The sequence below is a fragment of the Pseudomonas sp. COW5 genome (genome assembly GCF_026240005.1).
GTDB lineage: Bacteria > Pseudomonadota > Gammaproteobacteria > Pseudomonadales > Pseudomonadaceae > Aquipseudomonas > Aquipseudomonas kribbensis.
This window is the reverse complement of the sequence record NZ_JAPHVP010000001.1, coordinates 1,680,795-1,700,769: the sequence shown is the minus strand read 5'-3', so window position 1 is coordinate 1,700,769 and position 19,975 is coordinate 1,680,795. Positions and strand designations below refer to the sequence as shown.

Here is a 19,975-nt window from a genome sequence, read left to right as displayed (position 1 = left end):
CAGGTCGTGCCCTTTGTCTTTCTGCAATCCCTGCTTTTCCTGAATTAAAAGTGGCCATGAACGAAATCTCCGCTCCCGAGCAATACGATCTGCAAACCGCCGCGCTGAAGGTGCCGCCGCATTCCATCGAGGCCGAACAGGCCGTGCTCGGTGGTCTGATGCTGGACAACAACGCCTGGGAACGCGTGCTCGATCAAGTCTCCGACGGCGATTTCTACCGGCATGACCACCGTCTGATTTTCCGTGCGATCGCCAAGCTGGCCGATCAGAACTCGCCGATCGACGTCGTGACCCTTGCCGAGCAACTGGACAAGGAAGGTCAGACCTCGCAAGTCGGCGGTCTGGGTTACCTCGGTGAACTGGCGAAAAACACGCCGTCCGTCGCCAACATCAAGGCCTATGCGCAGATCGTCCGCCAGCGTGCGACGTTGCGTCAGCTGATCGGCATCAGCACCGAAATTGCCGACAGCGCCTTCAACCCTGAAGGTCGCACCGCCGAGGAAATCCTCGACGAAGCGGAGCGGCAGATCTTCGCGATTGCCGAGGCCCGGCCAAAAACCGGCGGCCCGGTGGGTGTGAATGACCTGTTGACCAAAGCCATCGACCGCATCGACACCTTGTTCAACACCGCCGACTCGATCACCGGCCTGTCCACCGGCTATACCGACCTCGACGAGAAGACCAGCGGCCTGCAACCGGCCGACTTGATCATCGTCGCCGGTCGTCCGTCCATGGGTAAGACGACTTTCGCGATGAACCTGGTGGAAAACGCCGTGTTGCGCAGCGACAAGGTGGTGCTGGTGTACTCCCTCGAGATGCCAGGCGAATCGCTGATCATGCGTATGCTGTCGTCCCTCGGCCGCATCGACCAGACCAAGGTGCGTTCCGGTCAGCTGGAAGACGACGACTGGCCGCGCCTGACCTCGGCGGTCAATCTGCTCAACGACCGCAAGCTGTTCATCGATGACACCGCCGGCATCAGCCCGTCGGAAATGCGTGCCCGGACCCGGCGTCTGGTGCGCGAGCACGGTGACATCGGCCTGATCATGATCGACTACCTGCAGCTGATGCAGATCCCGGGCTCCAGCGGTGACAACCGGACCAACGAAATTTCCGAGATCTCCCGATCCCTGAAGGCCCTGGCCAAGGAATTCAACTGTCCGGTGGTGGCTCTGTCGCAGCTCAACCGTTCCCTGGAACAACGTCCCAACAAGCGCCCGGTGAACTCCGACTTGCGGGAATCCGGAGCGATCGAGCAGGACGCCGACGTCATCATGTTCGTGTACCGGGACGAGGTGTATCACCCGGAAACCGAGCATAAAGGCATCGCCGAAATCATCATCGGCAAACAGCGGAACGGCCCGATCGGCTTTATCCGCCTGGCCTTCATCGGCAAGTACACGCGCTTCGAGAACCTTGCGCCGGGCAGCTATAACTTCGACGACGACGAATAGCGCGGTTGATCACTTCTGGTGATCAAACAGTTTTTGGGCAACCCTTGGGCTGATGAGCTCCCGCCAGATCCGTTGGTGGGAGCGGCCAGCCTGTTCTTCGCGCTGTTGAAACGCGCTGCCGAGCCTGCTTTGTTCCAGGGTTTTCAAGTGTGCACCCTTGAGCGTGTAGTCCAGCGCCGCGCGATCTTGCCTGTCGTAGTGAAAGTGGGCCTCCCACAACGGCGCATTATCTGAACGTTCGTTGATCGAGTAGACATCGAGGAACGACTTGTCCCTTCCCTTGCCCGTTTGTCTGCGATCTACCGTTTTCACTATTTTCAGCTGTGAGTGATCGAGCAGGAAGTTCAGGCGCAGTACATCCAGCACATCCTTGTTTTTGTACATCCGTATCAGAATGGATTGTCCTTCGGCCTCCATTGATGCCGCGGCGCTTCTGAGCCGGCTGATCAATCCGCTTGACTCGGCGTCCTCTGCTACCCGGCCGGTGGCCTCCAGACGTTGCGCCAGATCCCTGAAACGATCCGTTTCTGCGCCCAGAAATTCGACGATATTGGTCGGATTGGCTTTGCGGGCCTCCATAAGCCGGGCCTGGGTAACATGTTCATCCACGCGTGCAAGACTTTCAGTCGCGTTGTTCACAAGTTGTGGTCCGGGCGTGAGAGTGGCGGCAGGGCGAATCTGGCGCCACTCACCTTCGATTTTTTCGTAGCGTTGAGGTGGCTCATGTGGCTTGAAAAGATCGGGAACCTTGAGCGTAACGCTGCCATCCGCTGCGGTGTCCTGCACTCCGACCAGAACCCGGTAAGTGCCATGATGGCGTGTCCGGAACAGTTTTCGCGGGGCAGTCGCCTCGGTCTCTCCAGCGGGCTGCTCCGGAAGAAAATCGAAATCGATATCCTGGTCGTAAAGAGGTAACTGGCTGTTGCTGTCGACCTGTTCATGGATTGCGTTCAGGCGGTTGTCGATTTTCGTTTCGAACGTATCCATCAAGGACAGCGCCTGGCTGACGTATCCCGCCTTTACCGGGTCCGCTGAAGTATCCAGGGATTCGAATCCGGCTCTGTCGCCCCTTATGTTTTCCAGCGTCAATTGCAGTGCCAGCGGTTCGGAGTAGCCAGAGACTTCGTTCAAGTCCTTTTTCAGCAAGTGCATGCCCATGGCACTGCGCATACCGAAAGGTGGCGGGTTTTCGGGGTCGTCGGAAATCAGGCGCAGGCAGATGTTGTATTGGCTGGAATGGATCTGGTCTACGGTGGGTACACCATGGTTCAAGTCATCCAGTTCGGATGTTGCACTACGGTCGGCTTTGCGAACCTGATCCATCACAATCTGACGATCGTCCATGATCTTCAGCTTTTTGTTGAGATGGGCAAAGTTGTTCTTCAGCGACTCGACCGTTATCGCATGCACGGTCGGATAGACCCTGCGATCCATGACGGCGATCAATTTGTTGAAATAGTCGACTCTGTTCAATTGAAGAGTATGCAGTTCGCTTTTGTAGAGTCCGCCGGCCTTCAGCAGGATCAACCAGTCTTTGTTGTCGATCAGTGACTTGGCGTATTCGGCCTGCATTCTTGTGTGCTTGATGACATGCACTTCAAGCTTGATCAGCGCTTCCTTCTCGGCCTGGCTTCCCTCGGGAAGATATCGGGCGCTGTCCCAGAGTTCTCCATAGCGCTTGTTGGACGCGACCAGCGCCTCGAAGGCGTTTCTGACGGGCTCATACCGTTGAAGCAAATAGGCTTTGTTGTCCTGGGTCTGTGCGGTGCGGCGCATGCCTCCCTTGAGTCCATCCAGACTTGTCGTCCAGATGCCATCGGCATTGCGGGTGATGGCCAGTGTTTCGCCGGATCGGCTTGCGCGATAGATATTTTCGCTGTCGGCGGCGACCGGGTCCTTCGGATTGACGACGCGCCAGACATTGCGCTTGGGAGATGAAGCGTCAACGTCGCGCATCACCTGATGGGCATGGTTCTCTATGATGACGTAGCGCTTGCCTTCGAAACCATGCAGACCGTCGCTGTCCGGTTCTGCTCCGGAGAAGTCCAGAGGCGTCCTGAAGGTCTCCAGCCGGCTGGCAGAGAGCGGGAGTGGGCTCTTTTCGAAGTCGATCAGCGGGTGCCATCGGTTGCTGTGGGGATCATGGAAGAGAATCGGCCCGGAGGGCCTTGATTCGCTTCCCAGTCTGGCCCGGTAGAGAGCAGTGTCGGGATCCAGGCTGATCTGCAGGATGCTGCCATCGTACAGATCGACGAACTGTCGGCCCTTGAACCTTCTGAATCCTGATGCGTCGGCGACCGGCAATCGGGTGTTCGGGGCAACCCTGTAGGCATCAAGTAAAGACGGTGTGGGTATTGCGGGCGGGTATGAATGAGTTTCGCTGACGCTCACCGAAGGCGCTGGAGAGATCATGTCCGGGTCTGTGCTGTCCGGGATTCTGCCCGATGTCCTTCCATTGATGAGACTGTGCTCGACAGGACGGATGGTTTGCGAGGCGTCGTGCCGTGGCAGATGGTCATGGGTTGGTCGCAAAGGCGGGTTATGCACCTCGACGGTGGTTACGCCTTTTGACGGAGGTTTTGCAGGCATCAGTATTCATCCTTGAATAAGTTGAAGGGCATCTTTTGGAACCGGTGTGTGGCAGGCGGGACAAAGGGGAGAGAAACCGACCACGGCCGTCGGAATTGGTCAAAATTTGTGCTATATTCCGCGCCCGCGAAATTCAATGAAAGCCAACACCGGTTATCGACATGCAAGCAGCCAAGCCGTTATTTGACTATCCAAAATATTGGGCCGAATGTTTCGGGCCAGCGCCATTCCTGCCGATGAGCAGGGAGGAGATGGATCAGCTCGGCTGGGATTCCTGCGACATCATCATCGTTACGGGTGATGCCTACGTCGATCACCCGTCGTTCGGCATGGCGATCATCGGCCGGCTGCTGGAGTCCCAGGGCTTCCGCGTCGGGATCATTGCCCAGCCGAACTGGCAGTCCAAAGACGACTTCATGAAGCTCGGTGAGCCGAACCTGTTCTTCGGCGTCGCGGCCGGCAACATGGACTCGATGATCAACCGCTACACCGCGGACAAGAAAATCCGTTCCGACGACGCCTACACCCCGGGTGGCATGGCCGGCAAGCGTCCGGATCGCGCGAGCCTGGTCTACAGCCAGCGCTGCAAGGAAGCCTACAAGCATGTGCCGATCGTGCTCGGCGGCATCGAAGCCTCCCTGCGCCGCATCGCCCACTACGACTACTGGCAGGATCGTGTGCGCAACTCGATCCTGATCGACGCCAGCGCCGACATCCTGCTGTACGGCAACGCCGAACGCGCGATTGTCGAAGTCGCCCAGCGTCTGTCTTACGGTCACAAGATCGAAGACATCACCGATGTGCGCGGCACCGCGTTCATCCGTCGTGACACGCCGGCGGGCTGGTACGAAGTCGATTCCACGCGCATCGACCGTCCGGGCAAGATCGACAAGATCATCAACCCGTACGTCAACACCCAGGACACTCAGGCTTGCGCGATCGAGCAGGAGAAGGGCCCGGTTGATGACCCGGAAGAAGCCAAGGTCGTGCAGATCCTGGCCAGCCCGAAGATGACCCGCGACAAGACCGTGATCCGCCTGCCGTCGATGGAAAAGGTGCGTAACGACCCGGTCCTGTACGCCCACGCCAACCGTGTGCTGCACCTGGAAACCAACCCGGGTAACGCCCGTGCGCTGGTGCAGAAGCATGGCGAGATCGACGTCTGGTTCAACCCGCCGCCGATTCCGATGACCACTGAAGAAATGGACTACGTGTTCGGCATGCCTTACGCACGTGTTCCGCATCCTGCGTACGGCAAGGAAAAGATCCCGGCCTACGACATGATCCGCTTCTCGGTGAACATCATGCGTGGCTGCTTCGGCGGTTGCACCTTCTGCTCGATCACCGAGCACGAAGGCCGGATCATCCAGAACCGTTCCGAAGAGTCGATCATTCGTGAAATCGAAGAGATCCGCGACAAGGTGCCGGGTTTCACCGGCGTCATTTCCGACCTCGGCGGCCCGACCGCGAACATGTACCGCATCGCCTGCAAGAGCCCGGAAATCGAATCCGCGTGCCGCAAGCCGTCCTGCGTGTTCCCGGGCATCTGCCCGAACCTGAACACCGACCACTCGTCGCTGATCCAGCTGTACCGCAGCGCCCGTGCGTTGCCGGGTGTGAAGAAGATCCTGATCGCCTCCGGCCTGCGTTACGACCTCGCGGTCGAGTCGCCGGAGTACGTCAAGGAACTGGTGACTCACCACGTCGGCGGTTACCTGAAGATCGCCCCGGAACACACCGAGGAAGGTCCGCTCAACCAGATGATGAAACCGGGGATCGGCACCTACGATCGCTTCAAGCGCATGTTCGAGAAGTACACCAAGGAAGCGGGGAAAGAGCAGTACCTGATTCCGTATTTCATTGCCGCGCACCCGGGCACCACCGACGAAGACATGATGAACCTGGCCCTGTGGCTCAAGGGCAACGGCTTCCGGGCCGACCAGGTGCAGGCGTTCTATCCGTCGCCGATGGCCACCGCCACCGCGATGTACCACTCGGGCAAGAACCCGCTGCGCAAGGTCACTTACAAGAGCGACGGCGTGACCATCGTCAAGAGCGAGGAGCAGCGTCGTCTGCACAAGGCGTTCCTGCGTTATCACGACCCGAAAGGCTGGCCGATGCTGCGTGAAGCGCTGATCCGCATGGGCCGCGCCGACCTGATCGGGCCGGGCAAGCACCAGTTGATCCCTACACATCAGCCGGCCACCGACAGCTACCAGAGTGCCCGTCGCAAGAACTCGACGCCGGCCGGCAGCCATAAAGTGGCGAAGGACGTGAAAGAGAAGACCACCAAAATCCTCACCCAGCACAACGGTCTGCCACCGCGCGCCAGCGACGGCGGCAATCCGTGGGACAAGCGTGAACAGGCCAAGGCCGCGGCATTCGCCCGCAACCAGCAGGCCGCCAAAGAGCGCAAGGAAGCCGCGAAAGGCAAAGGGCCGAAGCCGGCTCGCAAGCCGGTCGTACCGCGCTAAATCGTTGTTGATGTGAACAGAACGCCAACCTTCGGGTTGGCGTTCTGCATTGTGCCTCGCAACATTTGCGTGCAACTGAGCCAAAGCAATTCACCGCGTCGCCCGATTTTGGTGCTGTACTGCCCTGAGCATTCCGGGAAAGCGCCGAGGCCTCTGCATGGCATAAGTCTTGCGCGCTTTCGAATACGCTTGGGCTCGCAGGAGGCACGCCGTGTCGATTCATGTCGCATTGCATCACGTCACGCATTACCGCTACGACCGCGCTGTCGAGCTCGGCCCGCAGATCGTGCGTCTGCGCCCGGCTGCCCACAGCCGCACGCGGATTCTGTCTTATTCGCTGAAAGTCTCGCCCGAGCAGCATTTCATCAACTGGCAGCAGGATCCCCAGGGCAACTACCTCGCCCGACTGGTGTTTCCCGAGAAAACCGCCGAACTGCGGATCGAGGTCGACCTGCTGGCCGAGATGGCGGTGTTCAACCCGTTCGATTTTTTCCTCGAGCCCTACGCCGAGAAAATCCCCTTCGCCTACGCCGCCGATGAACGCAAGGAGCTGGCGCCTTACCTCGAAACCCTGCCGCTGACGCCGAAATTCAAGGCCTACCTGGACGCCATCGACCGCACGCCGTTGCCGGCAGTGGACTTCCTGGTGGCGCTCAACCAGCGCCTGAGCGAGGACATCAATTACCTGATTCGCATGGAGCCGGGCGTACAGACTCCGGAGCACACGCTTGAACAAGCCTCCGGCTCCTGCCGCGATTCGGCATGGCTGCTGGTGCAACTGCTGCGCAACCTCGGACTGGCGGCGCGTTTCGTCTCCGGTTACCTGATTCAACTGACCGCCGATGTGAAAAGCCTCGACGGCCCCTCCGGCACCGAAGTGGACTTCACCGATCTGCATGCGTGGTGTGAGGTGTACTTGCCCGGTGCCGGTTGGATCGGCCTCGATGCGACATCGGGGCTGTTCGCCGGAGAAGGGCATATCCCGTTGGCCAGCAGTCCCGATCCGTCCTCGGCGGCGCCGATCAGTGGTCTGGTGGAACCTTGCGAGTGTGAGTTCAGCCACGAAATGTCGGTTGAGCGAATCTGGGAAGCGCCGCGCGTCACCAAACCCTACACCGATGAACAGTGGCTGGCGATCCAGGCGCTGGGCCGGCAGATCGATGCCGACTTGCTGGAAGGCGATGTGCGCCTGACCATGGGCGGCGAACCGACCTTCGTGTCCATCGACGACCCGGACGGTGCCGAATGGAACACCGCCGCGCTGGGCCCGGACAAGCGCCGGCTCTCTGCCGAGCTGTTTCAGCGCATGCGCAAGCACTACGCGCCAAAAGGGCTGGTGCATTTCGGCCAGGGCAAGTGGTATCCGGGCGAGCAACTGCCGCGCTGGTCGCTGAATTGTTACTGGCGCCGCGACGGTGTGCCGATCTGGCACAACAACGCATTGATCGCCGATGAGCAACAGGATTACGGTGCCACGGGCGAACTGGCCGGCCGTTTTCTGGCCAGCGTCGCCGAGCGCCTGAAACTGCCGACACGCTTTGTGTTCCCGGCCTATGAGGACAATTTCTACTACCTTTGGCGCGAGGGCGCGTTGCCGAGCAATGTCAGCGCCGAAGACTCGCGTCTGGAGGAGCCGCTGGAACGTGCGCGGCTGCGCAAGGTGTTCAGTCAGGGGCTGGACAAGGTCATCGGCCAGGTGCTGCCACTGGCGCGCACCGCCAAGGGTGATCAATGGCAGAGCGGGCGCTGGTATCTGCGCGATGAACATTGCCGATTGGTGCCGGGGGATTCACCGCTCGGCTATCGCCTGCCATTGGGTTCGCAGCCCTGGGTGAAAGCGGCGGAGTATCCGTTCATTCATCCGAACGATCCGAATCAGGACTTCCCCGAGCTGCCCGGCACCGATCAACTCAATCGACACGACGCGCCAGCTGCGGCGGACGAACGGGTGCCGAAAATCGACGAGTCCGCCGACTGGCTGACCCGCACTGCGCTCTGCGCAGAGGCCCGGGAAGGCCGCTTGTATCTGTTCATGCCGCCGCTGGAGCGGGTCGAGGACTATCTGGAACTGGTGGCCGCCATCGAAGCCACTGCCGAGGAACTGCATTGTCCGGTGCTGCTGGAGGGCTACGAGCCGCCGAGCGATCCGCGCTTGAGCAACTTCCGCATCACGCCGGATCCCGGCGTGATCGAGGTCAACGTCCAGCCTTCCGCGACATGGGACGAATTGGTCGAGCGCACGGAGTTCCTGTACGAAGAGGCGCGTCAGACCCGACTGTCCACCGAGAAATTCATGATCGACGGGCGCCATACCGGCACCGGCGGCGGCAACCATTTCGTGCTCGGCGGGGCGACGCCGGCGGACTCCCCGTTCCTGCGCCGCCCGGATCTGCTGCGCAGCCTGATCAGCTACTGGCACAACCATCCGTCGCTGTCCTACTTGTTTTCCGGACTGTTTATCGGCCCGACCTCCCAGGCGCCGCGAGTCGATGAAGCGCGCAACGATGCGCTGTATGAGCTGGAAATCGCCTTCGCGCAAATGCCGGCACCGGGAGAAGAATGCCCGCCATGGCGGGTGGATCGCTTGTTGCGCAATCTGCTGATCGACGTCACCGGCAACACCCACCGCGCCGAGTTCTGTATCGACAAGTTGTATTCACCGGATGGCGCCACCGGGCGTCTCGGCCTGCTGGAGTTACGTGCGTTCGAAATGCCGCCCCATGCGCGCATGAGCCTGGCTCAGCAGTTGTTGCTGCGGGCACTGGTGGCGCGATTCTGGCGCGAGCCTTATGCCCCGCCGAAGCTGGCGCGCTGGGGCACCGAGTTGCATGACCGTTTCCTGCTGCCGCATTTCATCGAACAGGACTTTGCCGACGTCATCGTCGAACTCAACAATGCCGGCTATCCGCTGCGTGCCGAATGGTTTGCGGCGCATCTGGAGTTTCGCTTTCCCAAGGTCGGCGATTACGCCGTCAACGGCATCGAGCTGGAATTGCGTCAGGCCCTTGAACCCTGGCATGTGCTGGGCGAGGAGGGCGCGGCGGGCGGCACGGTGCGTTACGTCGACTCCTCGCTGGAGCGTTTGCAGGTCAAGCTCACGGGGCTGCCGCCCCAGCGTTACCTGCTGACCTGCAACGGCATTCCGGTGCCGCTGCAATCGACCGGGCGGGTGGGCGAGTTTGTCGCCGGTGTGCGTTTTCGTGCCTGGCAACCGGCCAACTGTTTGCAACCGACGATCCCGGTGCACGCGCCGCTGGTGTTCGACCTGCTCGACACCTGGATGCAGCGCTCGCTGGGCGGCTGCCAGTACCACGTCGCCCATCCGGGCGGGCGCAATTACGAGACGTTGCCGGTCAACGCCAACGAAGCGGAGAGCCGGCGCATGGCGCGTTTCTTCCGCATCGGACACACGCCGGGGAAACTTCCGATACCGAATCTGACTATCTCCGACGAGTTCCCGATGACACTCGATTTACGACGCTTTTGATTCGTACACGACCCCCGGATTTTTCGTATATCCGGGCGTCATGTGCCTGCGTTAGTCTGACCGTTCCTTGCCGGCTGCCGAGCTTTCCATGCCTGACCTGCTTGACCGCTACCCGCTCACGGCGGGCACTTACCACGAACTGCTCGACGCCGGCGGAGCGGTGCGTCCGCACTGGCAGCGACTGTTCGACCAATTGCAGCGCAGCACCCCGGCGCAACTGGTGCAGCGTCAGGCGCTGCTGACCCGGCAGATTCAGGAAAACGGTGTCACCTACAACGTGTATGCCGACCCCAAGGGCGCGGATCGTCCGTGGGAGCTGGATCTGCTGCCCCATGTGATCGCAGACGATGAGTGGCAACAACTGTCGGCCGGGATCGTCCAGCGTGCTCGCCTGCTCAATGCGGTGCTGGCAGATCTGTATGGCCCGCAGCAGTTGATCCGCGAAGGGCTGCTGCCGGCGGAACTGGTATTCGGTCACAACAACTTTCTCTGGCCCTGTCAGGGCATTGCGCCCCCGGACGGGGCCTTTCTGCATCTGTATGCCGTGGATCTGGCGCGCACGCCGGACGGGCGCTGGTGGGTGACGGCGGATCGTACCCAGGCACCGTCGGGTGCCGGTTATGCACTGGAAAACCGCACCATCGTGTCCCGGGCCTTCCCCGAGTTGTACCGGGATCTGAAGGTGCAGCACCTGGCCGGGTTCTTCCGCACCTTGCAGGAAACCCTGGCCCGTCAGGCCCCCTGCGACGATGACGCGCCGCTGGTGGTGTTGCTGACCCCGGGACGTTTCAACGAAAGCTATTTCGAACATCTTTATCTGGCGCGCCAGCTCGGTTATCCGCTGGTGGAGGGCGGCGACCTGACGGTACGTGATGCCACGGTCTACCTGAAAACCCTCAGTGGCCTGCGTCGGGTTCACGCGATCATGCGCCGGCTCGACGATGATTTCTGCGATCCGCTGGAACTGCGTACGGATTCGGCGCTGGGCGTTCCCGGATTGCTCGAGGCCGTGCGTCAGGGCCGGGTGCTGGTGGCCAATGCGCTGGGCAGCGGTGTGCTGGAATCGCCAGGGCTGCTGGGCTTTTTGCCGAAGATCAATCAGTACCTGTTCGGTGAAGAGCTGATCCTGCCTTCCATCGCTACCTGGTGGTGCGGTGAGGCGCCGGTGCTGGCCCAGGCGTTGGAGAAACTGCCAGAGTTGCTGATCAAACCGGCCTTTCCCTCCCAGAGCTTCGCCCCCGTTTTCGGGCGTGATCTGAGTGAAAAGCAGCGCCGGAGCCTCGCCGAGCGCATGCAGGCCCGGCCTTATGCCTATGTCGCGCAAGAACTTGCGCAACTGTCCCACGCACCGATCTGGCAACCCGAGGGCGGCCAGTTGCAGCCTCGTGCCATCGGCATGCGCATGTATGCGGTGGCCAGTCATGACGGTTATCGGGTGTTGCCCGGCGGCCTGACCCGGGTGGCGGCCGAGGCCGATGCCGAAGTGGTGTCGATGCAGCGCGGTGGCGCGAGCAAGGACACCTGGGTGCTGGGCGACCGGCCGCCAAGCGGTGAGCAATGGAAGACCCAGCGCAATATCGGTGTGCACGATCTGGTACGCCGCGATCCGTACCTGCCGTCGCGGGTGGTGGAAAACCTGTTCTGGTTCGGCCGTTACTGCGAGCGCTGCGACGACAGCGCGCGGCTGTTGCGGATCATGCTGGCGCGCTACGTCGACGGCGATGACCCGCAGGCCCTGCAGGCTGCCGTGGCGCTCGGCGAGCGGCTGATGCTGCTGCCGGACGAAGGCGAGCTGCCAGAGCGCTTGCTCGCGGCCTTGCTTGGCGAGGACTGGTCGTTCAGCCTGCGTTCCAACCTGCAACGCTTGCAGTGGGCGGCGTCGCAGGTGCGCGGCAAGCTCTCGCGGGAGAACTGGCAGGCGTTGGTGGAATTGCAGCGCGAGGCGACGGAGCTGGACACCGACGAGCCGGACTTCGGCGAGTTGCTGGATTTTCTCAACCGGCTGGTGATGTCGCTGGCGGCGCTGTCCGGGTTTGCCCTCGACGACATGACCCGCGACGAAGGCTGGCGCTTTCTGATGATTGGCCGGCGGATCGAACGCCTGCAATTTCTCAGCAGCAGCCTCGCCGGTTTCCTGCGTGGCGCCGGGGCGTTCGATCAAGCGGGGCTGGAATGGTTGCTGGAGCTGGGCAACAGCAGCATCACCTATCGCTCGCGTTATCTGGCGGTGGCGCAATTGATCCCGGTGCTCGACCTGTTGTTGCTGGACGAGCAGAACCCCCATGCGGTGCTGTTCCAGTTGAAACTGGTGACGCGCACCCTCAAGCGTCTGAACGATGATTTTGGTGTGCCGAGGGAGGCCGGGTTGCCAGCACTGGTCGAACGTCTGGCGCGCTTCGATCTGGGTTGCCTGGAAAATCCATTGTTCGGCGAATCCAGCGTGCGTGCCGCGCTCGAAGGGTTGGCGGATCTGCTGCAAGACATCGCCGACGCCAGCGGCCAGGTCTCCGATCGTCTGGCCCTGCGCCATTTCGCCCATGTCGATGATGTCAGCCAGCGTACGGTGTCCGTCTGATGAATGCCCACTACCAGATCCTTCACGACACCTGCTATCACTACGACAGCCCGGTCTCCCTGGCACAGCAGCTTGCGCACCTGTGGCCTCGCGAATGCGCCTGGCAGCGTTGCACCGAGCAGCAATTGCTGATCAGCCCGGATCCGACCACGCGTCGTGACGAGCAGGACGTGTTCGGCAATCCGCTGACGCGCCTGGCGTTTGAGCGGCCTCATGATGAATTGCAGGTCAATGCACGGCTGACGGTCGAGGTGCTGGCGCGGCCGGCGCTCGATTTCAATCTGTCCCCGGCCTGGGAGCAGACCCGTAATGCGCTGACCTACAGCAGTCAGCCGTTGTCCGCTGAGCTTCTGGAGGCGTGTCGTTACCGGTTTCAGTCACCCTACGTTCACTTGAAGCGCAGTTTCGTCGAGTTTTCCGAAAGCTGTTTCCCGCCCGGACGACCGCTGCTGCTGGGCGTGCAGGCGTTGATGGAAAAGATCTTCGACGAGTTCACCTTCGATGCCGAGGCGACGCAAGTCGCGACGCCGCTGGTCGAGGTGCTGGAGCGGCGGCGCGGGGTCTGTCAGGACTTCGCCCACCTGATGCTGGCCTGCGTGCGTTCCCGAGGGCTGGCGGCGCGCTACATCAGCGGTTATCTGCTGACACGGCCGCCACCGGGGCAACCGCGACTGATCGGCGCCGATGCGTCCCATGCCTGGGTGTCGGTGTTTTGTCCGGTGCTGGGCTGGGTGGATTTCGATCCGACCAACAATGTGCAACCGGCACTGGAGCACATCACCCTGGCCTGGGGCCGGGATTTCTCCGATGTGTCGCCGTTGCGCGGGGTGATTCTGGGAGGGGGGAGCCATGATCCGGAGGTGCGGGTCACGGTGATGCCACTGAATGAGTGACGAAGCACACGGCAGGGGCGGGCGAGCCCGTTCCTGCCGGTTTTGCGTTCAGTGGTCCTGCGGTATTGCTCAGGCCTCGGGTGCCTGGTCTTTCGGTGCCTCGACATCATCATCGGTCGCCACTTCACCGTCAGGGTTCAGTGCCGCTTCTTCAGCCATCTGTTTCTTGCGCTGAAGCTTTTCCTCTTTCTTCTGTTCCTTGGCCAGGTCACGCTGACGCTTGGCGAAGGAGTAATTGGGTTTGGCCATGGGCGATCCTCTGGGGTCGAAGGTGAGGTTGAGCGGCGCGTATTCTGCCCTGTATCGGTGCCCGGGGGTTAACCGGGTTTCTGGTCGACCCACTTTGGCGTGACGGTTGGCTGCCACTGGTCAAGGGCATCGAGCAGCGTTTGCGGCGATTCACTCACTTGCAGCATGTCACGGTGCGGTGCGCGAACGAAGCCTTCGCCGACGATGTGATCGAGAAATGCCGTGAGTTTGCTGTAGAAGCCGTTCACTTCCAGCAGGCCCAGCGGCTTGCCATGGTAACCGAGCTGGCCCCAGGTCCAGACTTCGAACAGCTCTTCAAGCGTGCCGAGGCCACCGGGCAGGGCGATGAACGCATCGCTGAGTTCGGCCATGCGTGCCTTGCGCGCGTGCATGCCGTCGACCACTTCCAGGCGCGTCAGATTCTTGTGACCGATTTCCTTGTCCATCAGGCTCTGCGGAATGATGCCGATCACTTCGCCGCCGGCGGCCAGTGCGGCGTCCGCGACAATCCCCATCAAACCCACGGCGCCACCGCCGTAAACCAGCTTCAGCTTGCGCTCGGCAATGGCGGTGCCGAGGGCGATGGCGGCTTCGGTGTACGCCGGGGTGGTGCCGGCGTTGGCACCGCAAAATACACAAACGGATGTGAGAGACATGCCTTCCTCCTGGGTCAATCCGTCACAGGGTAATGGCTGGCACGCCTCGATCCAAGGGCTAGACTTCGCGTTTCGGGGTTTCACAGGTGCCGCTGGCGCCACAGGCGTAGGCGGCGAGCAGACTGCACAACAGGCTGTTGAAGGACATGACTGATGCTCCAGTTGAGTTGAGCCCTGAAGATACGTCCCGGCCAAACGTCTGGCTGTTAGATTGTTTCGATGAGTGTCATAGCCTGAAAGTTGTATACAATTTTTGACTCAAGTCATAGGAACTTGCGAAGATTTCAGGCAGTCTTTCCACCATTCGTGTTTTTGTTAACCCTGCCTTGGAGATTCACCATGTTTTCCAAAGTTGTTGCGGTATCCCTGCTGGCGCTGGCCAGCAGCCAATTGATGGCTGCCGAGTGCAAAACCACCGTTGACTCCACCGACCAGATGTCCTTCAACACCAAGGAGATCGTGATCGACAAGAGCTGCAAGACCTTCACCGTCGAATTGACCCACTCCGGCAGCCTGCCGAAGAACGTCATGGGCCACAACCTGGTGGTCAGCAAGACCGCTGACATGCAGCCGATCGCCACCGACGGCCTGGCCGCCGGCATCGACAAGAACTACCTGAAGGACGGTGACGAGCGCGTTATCGCCCACACCAAGATCATCGGCGCCGGCGAAAAAGACTCGCTGACCATCGATGTATCGAAACTGGCAGCCGGCACCGATTACGGCTTCTTCTGCTCGTTCCCTGGCCACATCTCGATGATGAAAGGCACAGTGGTTGTGAAGTAAGAAAACCGCAGTCCAAAAAAAAGCGTCCCGAGGGACGCTTTTTTTATGCCTGAAATTCAAGGCGCAAACGGCATGACCCGCTTGTGATGGGTCTTTTTGTAGGTGTTGACGATGATGTCGAACGCTTCCTGACGCACCGGCTCGCCGTGCAGGAAGGCATCGATCTCGGCGTAAGTCACGCCGTGGGACGCTTCATCCGGCTTGCCCGGCGACAGGTCTTCCAGATCCGCCGTCGGCACTTTTTCCACCAGCGATTCCGGTGCGCCGAAGCTGCGGGCGATGGCCCGGACCTGGTTTTTCACCAGACCGCTCAGTGGTGCCAGATCGCAGGCGCCGTCACCGAACTTGGTGAAGAAACCCATCACCGCTTCCGCCGCGTGGTCGGTGCCGATCACCAGGCCGTGGGCCGCGCCGGCGATGGTGTACTGGGCGACCATGCGCATCCGCGCCTTGGTGTTGCCGAGCACGAAATCCACCGACACCGCGTGCTTGCCTTCGAAGGCTGCGACTTCGCTGGCCAGGGATTTTACTGCCGGGCCGATGTTGACGGTGTGGCGCTCGTCCGGGGCGATGAAGTCCACCGAGGCCTGGGCGTCGTGTTCATCGAACTGCACGTCGTACGGCAGGCGCACGGCGATGAACTTGTAGGCCTCGTCTCCGGTGCGCTCGCGCAGTTCACGCATGGCGCGCTGGGCCAAAAGACCGGCGGTCAGCGAATCGACACCGCCGCTGATGCCCAGCACCAGGGTCTTGAGCCCGGAACTGGTCAGGCAATCCTGGATGAAGGTGATGCGTCGGGCGACTTCCGCTTCAAGGGCCTGGTAATCGGCGAACGGCGGCTGAACGTTGAGCTGTTCAGCAATCTCACGCTGTACGGCTTGCATGAATTCACTCCTTGCTAGAAAGGCTGGAAACGGCAGGAACCTGGAAAACGTGTCGCAAATAGGCGACGAAATTCGGGTCTTTGCAGTGGGTCTTGCCCGGCTCGTCGGAGATCTTCGCCACCGGTTGGCCGTTGCAGGCGGTCATTTTAAGCACGATGCTCATCGGTTCGACACCCGGAATGTCACAGGTCAGGTTGGTGCCGATGCCGAAGCTGACATTGATCCGACCGCGCAGCGCCCGGAAGATCTCCAGCGACTTGGGCAGCGTCAGGCTGTCGGAGAACACCAGGGTCTTGCTCATCGGGTCGATGCCGAGCTTGTGATAGTGGGCGATGCATTTTTCGCCCCACTGCACCGGATCCCCGGAGTCGTGACGCAAGCCATCGAACAGCTTGGCGAAGAACAGATCGAAATCGCCGAGGAACGCGTCGGTGGTGATGCAGTCGGTCAGGGCGATCCCCAACAAGCCGCGGTACTCGCGGACCCAGCAATCGAGGGCGGCGATCTGGCTGTCGATCAGACGCGGGCCGAGTTGCTGATGCGCCATGATCCACTCGTGAGCCATGGTGCCCAGGGGTTTCATGTCCAGTTCGCGGGACAGGTGCACATTGCTGGTGCCGACGAAACGTCCGGGGAAATCATGCTTGAGCACGTTCACCACTTCTTCCTGCACACGGTAGGAAAAACGCCGGCGTGTGCCGAAATCGGCGACCTGCAACTGCGACAACTCTTCAGACGAGGCGTTGGCGGTCAGCCAGTCGAACTTGCGGTACAGCTGCTCGCGGGCCTGTTCCAGCACGGTTTCGCGGTAGCGATAGCGGTTGCGCACTTCGCTGACGATCGCCAGCAGTGGCACTTCGAACAGAATCACATGCAGCCACGGCCCGCGCAGGCGGATGAACAACTCGCCGTTCTCGATTCCGGTGTGAAGGTAACGCAGGTTGAAGCGGAACAGACCGAGAAACCGCAAAAAATCCGGTTTGAGGAACGAGATGCGCTCGAGAAAACTCAACTGATCGGCGCTCAGGCTCAACTCGGCCAGACGCTCGACCTGGAAGCGGATCTCCGCCAGATACGGGCGCAGATCTTCACTGTTACGGCAACGGAACTCCCATTCGACTTCGACGTTGGGGTAGTTGTGCAGCACCGCCTGCATCATCGTCAGTTTGTAGAAGTCGGTGTCGAGCAGGTTCTGCACGATGCGATCGGCAAACACACTCTCGCTCATAACGGGGTCTCCAGGCGGGCCGCGCGTTGGCGCGGTATCAATCAATGGCGCTAGTGGCGCATATCCGGGGTGTGGATTGCCAGCGATTTTTATCCCGGCACCGGCCCTCAGACCGCGTCAGGACTGTCGATCTGCTCCAGCATCCACTTCACGAAATCCCGCACCTTGGGCACTTCCGCCGCGTGTTCCGGGTAGGCCAGGTAATACGCGTCGGTGCTGGGCATTGCATGCTGCCAGGGAATGACCAGTTTGCCGTCGGCCAATTCCTCTTCCACCAGAAACCTCGGCAGCAACGCTACGCCGCAGCCGACCTGCGCCGCGCGGATGCACATATAAAAGGTTTCGAAGCGCGGGCCGTGGTAGCTGTGCTCGGTCTGATGGCCCTGGCTGTCGAACCAGTCGTGCCACGCTTGCGGGCGCGAAGCATTCTGCAGCAGCACCAGATCGGTGAGTTGCGTTGGATCAGTCAACGGCGTGTCCGGCAGGCTGCCGGGCGCGCACACCGGAACCAGCTCTTCGCCGAACAGCTTCAGGCACTCGGTGCCGGGGCGTGAACCCTGGCCGAAATAGAACGCCAGGTCGCTGCGCCCTTGCAGCAAGTCATCGGCCTCCTGCTCGTTGCACAGGTCCAGATGAATCGACGGATGGCGCAGGCGCCAGCCCTTGAGGCGCGGCACCAGCCAGCGGGCGCCGAAGGTCGAGGGTGTGGAGACGCGCAGGACTTCGGTCTCGCCGCCGTAGGAACGCAGGTAATGGGTCGACATCTCGACCTGGGTCAGGATTTTTCTGACTTCCACCAGGTACAGATCGCCGGCCGGGGTCATCTGCAAACGGCGGCGTACCCGACGGAACAACAAGTGCTGCAGCAATTCTTCGAGCTGCGCCACCTGCTTGCTGACAGCGCTCTGGGTCAGGTTCAGTTCCTCGGCGGCCCGGGTGAAACTCAGGTGCCGGGTCACGGCCTCGAAGCACTGCAGCGCGGTGATCGACGGCAAGTGGCGTTTGTTCAGCATGGGCGATCCTTTTCTTGTCTTTCTGCGCAGCATGAATAAACGGAATGATATCTCGCGTAAAGGTCGTTTGTTGCATGGCCTTCCTGAAGCTACAACTAAAGGCCTGCCCGGTCGTGAAGGCGCGACCGCACACATTCAGTTTTTTGCTTGAGGAGTGCCCCATGGTTGCCGCATTGCTTGATCGTCTTGGTGTGAACCCGGCCCTGTACCAGAACGGCAAAGTGCCGGTGCATTCGCCCATCGACGGCAGCCGCATCGGCGCCGTGAACTGGGAAGGCCCGGCCGAAGTCGAGCAGCACATCAGTCGCGCAGATCATGCGTTCGAACAATGGCGCAAGGTGCCGGCGCCGCGTCGCGGCGAGCTGGTGCGCCAATTCGGCGAAGTCCTGCGTGAATACAAGGCCGACCTCGGTGAGCTGGTGTCGTGGGAAGCGGGCAAGATCACCCAGGAAGGCCTCGGTGAAGTGCAGGAGATGATCGACATCTGCGACTTCGCCGTCGGCCTGTCCCGTCAGTTGTACGGTTTGACCATCGCCTCCGAGCGCCCGGGCCACCACATGCGTGAAACCTGGCACCCGCTGGGCGTGGTCGGCGTGATCAGTGCGTTCAATTTCCCGGTCGCGGTGTGGGCGTGGAACACCACGCTGGCGCTGGTCTGCGGCAACCCGGTGGTGTGGAAACCGTCGGAAAAAACGCCGTTGACCGCACTGGCCTGCCAGGCGCTGTTCGAGCGCGTACTGAAGAATTTCAGCGATGCCCCGGCGCATCTGAGCCAGGTGATCATCGGTGGCCGCGATGCCGGCGAAGCGCTGGTGGATGACCCGCGTGTCGCGCTGATCAGCGCCACCGGCAGCTCCCGCATGGGCCGCGAAGTGGCGCCGAAAGTCGCGGCACGCTTTGCCCGCAGCATTCTCGAACTGGGCGGCAACAACGCGATGATCCTCGGCCCGAGCGCCGATCTGGACATGGCCGTGCGCGCCATCCTGTTCAGCGCCGTCGGCACTGCCGGTCAGCGTTGCACCACGTTGCGTCGCCTGATCGCCCATGAGTCGGTGAAAGAAGAAATCGTCACCCGCCTGAAAGCCGCGTACTCCAAGGTGCGGATCGGTCACCCGCTGGAAGGCAACCTGATCGGCCCGCTGATCGACAAACACAGCTTCGAAAACATGCAGGACGCGCTGGAACAAGCGCTGAGCGAGGGCGGCCGGGTGTTCGGTGGCAAGCGCCAACTGGAAGACCAGTTCCCCAACGCCTACTACGTGTCGCCGGCCATCGTTGAAATGCCGGAGCAGAGCGATGTGGTGTGCAGCGAAACCTTCGCACCGATCCTGTACGTGGTCGGCTACAGCGATTTCGACGAGGCGCTGCGCCTGAACAATGCCGTGCCGCAAGGCCTGTCGTCGTGCATCTTCACCACTGATGTGCGCGAGGCCGAGAAATTCATGTCGGCAGTCGGCAGCGACTGCGGCATCGCCAACGTCAACATCGGCCCGAGTGGCGCGGAAATCGGCGGCGCGTTTGGCGGTGAAAAGGAAACCGGTGGCGGTCGCGAGTCGGGCTCGGATGCTTGGCGCGCCTACATGCGCCGCCAGACCAACACCGTGAACTACTCGCTGGAGTTGCCGCTGGCGCAGGGCATCACATTCGACTGATCCCTTCGGTCAAATGGAGATCCCCTTGTGGGAGC

14 protein-coding genes are annotated in these 19,975 nt (G+C 61.2%); 8 read left to right on the top strand and 6 right to left on the bottom strand.

What is annotated here, in order from left to right; all coding sequences use genetic code 11:
- Positions 1–56 precede the first annotated feature (56 nt).
- A complete protein-coding gene (gene dnaB / locus OQ248_RS07755; protein WP_085711165.1) occupies positions 57–1,454 on the top strand; it encodes a replicative DNA helicase in 1,398 nt (465 codons plus the stop codon).
- Positions 1,455–1,463: 9 nt separating this feature from the next.
- Here dnaB and OQ248_RS07750 read toward each other — a convergent pair whose 3' ends face one another.
- Complete coding sequence (locus tag OQ248_RS07750) at positions 1,464–4,043, bottom strand: hypothetical protein (RefSeq protein WP_265812492.1); 2,580 nt, start codon at positions 4,041–4,043, stop codon at positions 1,464–1,466.
- A gap of 161 nt (positions 4,044–4,204) precedes the next feature.
- Here OQ248_RS07750 and OQ248_RS07745 point away from each other — a divergent pair, with 161 nt between their 5' ends.
- From OQ248_RS07745 to OQ248_RS07730, 4 genes are all read left to right on the top strand, one after another.
- Positions 4,205–6,517: a YgiQ family radical SAM protein gene (locus OQ248_RS07745; RefSeq protein ID WP_085711167.1), complete on the top strand. Its 2,313-nt coding sequence runs from the start codon at positions 4,205–4,207 to the stop codon at positions 6,515–6,517.
- Between the two features lie 211 nt (positions 6,518–6,728).
- Positions 6,729–10,004: a transglutaminase family protein gene (locus tag OQ248_RS07740; RefSeq protein WP_265812491.1), complete on the top strand. Its 3,276-nt coding sequence runs from the start codon at positions 6,729–6,731 to the stop codon at positions 10,002–10,004.
- An 88-nt stretch (positions 10,005–10,092) separates the two neighbouring features.
- The gene (locus OQ248_RS07735; protein WP_265812490.1) at positions 10,093–12,579 is read left to right on the top strand and encodes a circularly permuted type 2 ATP-grasp protein; all 2,487 of its coding nucleotides are present in this window, start codon (positions 10,093–10,095) and stop codon (positions 12,577–12,579) included.
- Complete coding sequence (locus tag OQ248_RS07730) at positions 12,579–13,472, top strand: transglutaminase family protein (RefSeq protein ID WP_265812489.1); 894 nt, start codon at positions 12,579–12,581, stop codon at positions 13,470–13,472. Before OQ248_RS07735 ends, OQ248_RS07730 begins: the two co-directional genes overlap by 1 nt.
- A gap of 69 nt (positions 13,473–13,541) precedes the next feature.
- Here OQ248_RS07730 and OQ248_RS07725 read toward each other — a convergent pair whose 3' ends face one another.
- Positions 13,542–13,721, bottom strand: coding sequence for a hypothetical protein (locus OQ248_RS07725; protein WP_085701299.1), 180 nt, complete (start codon positions 13,719–13,721; stop codon positions 13,542–13,544).
- A gap of 68 nt (positions 13,722–13,789) precedes the next feature.
- Positions 13,790–14,377 (bottom strand): TIGR00730 family Rossman fold protein, encoded by a 588-nt coding sequence (locus OQ248_RS07720; RefSeq protein ID WP_192552781.1) that lies wholly within the window; start codon positions 14,375–14,377, stop codon positions 13,790–13,792.
- 339 nt (positions 14,378–14,716) lie between these two features.
- On the opposite strand from OQ248_RS07720, the gene azu reads away from it, so the two are divergent.
- Positions 14,717–15,163, top strand: coding sequence for an azurin (gene azu, locus OQ248_RS07715; RefSeq protein WP_065258792.1), 447 nt, complete (start codon positions 14,717–14,719; stop codon positions 15,161–15,163).
- A 56-nt stretch (positions 15,164–15,219) separates the two neighbouring features.
- Here azu and nadE read toward each other — a convergent pair whose 3' ends face one another.
- The 3 genes from nadE to OQ248_RS07700 all read right to left on the bottom strand — a co-directional run bounded on the left by nadE (position 15,220) and on the right by OQ248_RS07700 (position 18,288).
- Positions 15,220–16,047, bottom strand: coding sequence for an ammonia-dependent NAD(+) synthetase (gene nadE / locus OQ248_RS07710; protein ID WP_007950678.1), 828 nt, complete (start codon positions 16,045–16,047; stop codon positions 15,220–15,222).
- A gap of 4 nt (positions 16,048–16,051) precedes the next feature.
- A complete protein-coding gene (pncB, locus tag OQ248_RS07705) occupies positions 16,052–17,275 on the bottom strand; it encodes a nicotinate phosphoribosyltransferase (RefSeq protein WP_114881226.1) in 1,224 nt (407 codons plus the stop codon).
- Between the two features lie 107 nt (positions 17,276–17,382).
- The gene (locus tag OQ248_RS07700) at positions 17,383–18,288 is read right to left on the bottom strand and encodes a LysR family transcriptional regulator (RefSeq protein WP_119429434.1); all 906 of its coding nucleotides are present in this window, start codon (positions 18,286–18,288) and stop codon (positions 17,383–17,385) included.
- On the opposite strand from OQ248_RS07700, the gene OQ248_RS07695 reads away from it, so the two are divergent.
- Together OQ248_RS07695 and OQ248_RS07690 are read left to right on the top strand one after the other, a co-directional pair.
- Positions 18,287–18,439, top strand: coding sequence for a hypothetical protein (locus OQ248_RS07695; RefSeq protein WP_158593104.1), 153 nt, complete (start codon positions 18,287–18,289; stop codon positions 18,437–18,439). The two genes, OQ248_RS07700 and OQ248_RS07695, sit on opposite strands and share 2 nt — an antisense overlap.
- A 10-nt stretch (positions 18,440–18,449) precedes the next feature.
- A complete protein-coding gene (locus OQ248_RS07690; protein ID WP_265812488.1) occupies positions 18,450–19,940 on the top strand; it encodes an aldehyde dehydrogenase family protein in 1,491 nt (496 codons plus the stop codon).
- Positions 19,941–19,975: the final 35 nt, after the last annotated feature.

What these genes read in the sequence shown, in the direction of transcription:
- OQ248_RS07745 (WP_085711167.1), top strand. Translation starts at nt 4,205, where the DNA reads ATGCAAGCAGCCAAGCCGTTATTTGACTATCCAAAATATTGGGCCGAA.
- pncB (WP_114881226.1), bottom strand. Translation starts at nt 17,275, where the DNA reads ATGAGCGAGAGTGTGTTTGCCGATCGCATCGTGCAGAACCTGCTCGAC.
- dnaB (WP_085711165.1), top strand. Translation starts at nt 57, where the DNA reads ATGAACGAAATCTCCGCTCCCGAGCAATACGATCTGCAAACCGCCGCG.
- azu (WP_065258792.1), top strand. Translation starts at nt 14,717, where the DNA reads ATGTTTTCCAAAGTTGTTGCGGTATCCCTGCTGGCGCTGGCCAGCAGC.
- nadE (WP_007950678.1), bottom strand. Translation starts at nt 16,047, where the DNA reads ATGCAAGCCGTACAGCGTGAGATTGCTGAACAGCTCAACGTTCAGCCG.
- OQ248_RS07690 (WP_265812488.1), top strand. Translation starts at nt 18,450, where the DNA reads ATGGTTGCCGCATTGCTTGATCGTCTTGGTGTGAACCCGGCCCTGTAC.
- OQ248_RS07735 (WP_265812490.1), top strand. Translation starts at nt 10,093, where the DNA reads ATGCCTGACCTGCTTGACCGCTACCCGCTCACGGCGGGCACTTACCAC.
- OQ248_RS07730 (WP_265812489.1), top strand. Translation starts at nt 12,579, where the DNA reads ATGAATGCCCACTACCAGATCCTTCACGACACCTGCTATCACTACGAC.
- OQ248_RS07725 (WP_085701299.1), bottom strand. Translation starts at nt 13,721, where the DNA reads ATGGCCAAACCCAATTACTCCTTCGCCAAGCGTCAGCGTGACCTGGCC.
- OQ248_RS07720 (WP_192552781.1), bottom strand. Translation starts at nt 14,377, where the DNA reads ATGTCTCTCACATCCGTTTGTGTATTTTGCGGTGCCAACGCCGGCACC.
- OQ248_RS07695 (WP_158593104.1), top strand. Translation starts at nt 18,287, where the DNA reads ATGGGCGATCCTTTTCTTGTCTTTCTGCGCAGCATGAATAAACGGAAT.
- OQ248_RS07750 (WP_265812492.1), bottom strand. Translation starts at nt 4,043, where the DNA reads ATGCCTGCAAAACCTCCGTCAAAAGGCGTAACCACCGTCGAGGTGCAT.
- OQ248_RS07700 (WP_119429434.1), bottom strand. Translation starts at nt 18,288, where the DNA reads ATGCTGAACAAACGCCACTTGCCGTCGATCACCGCGCTGCAGTGCTTC.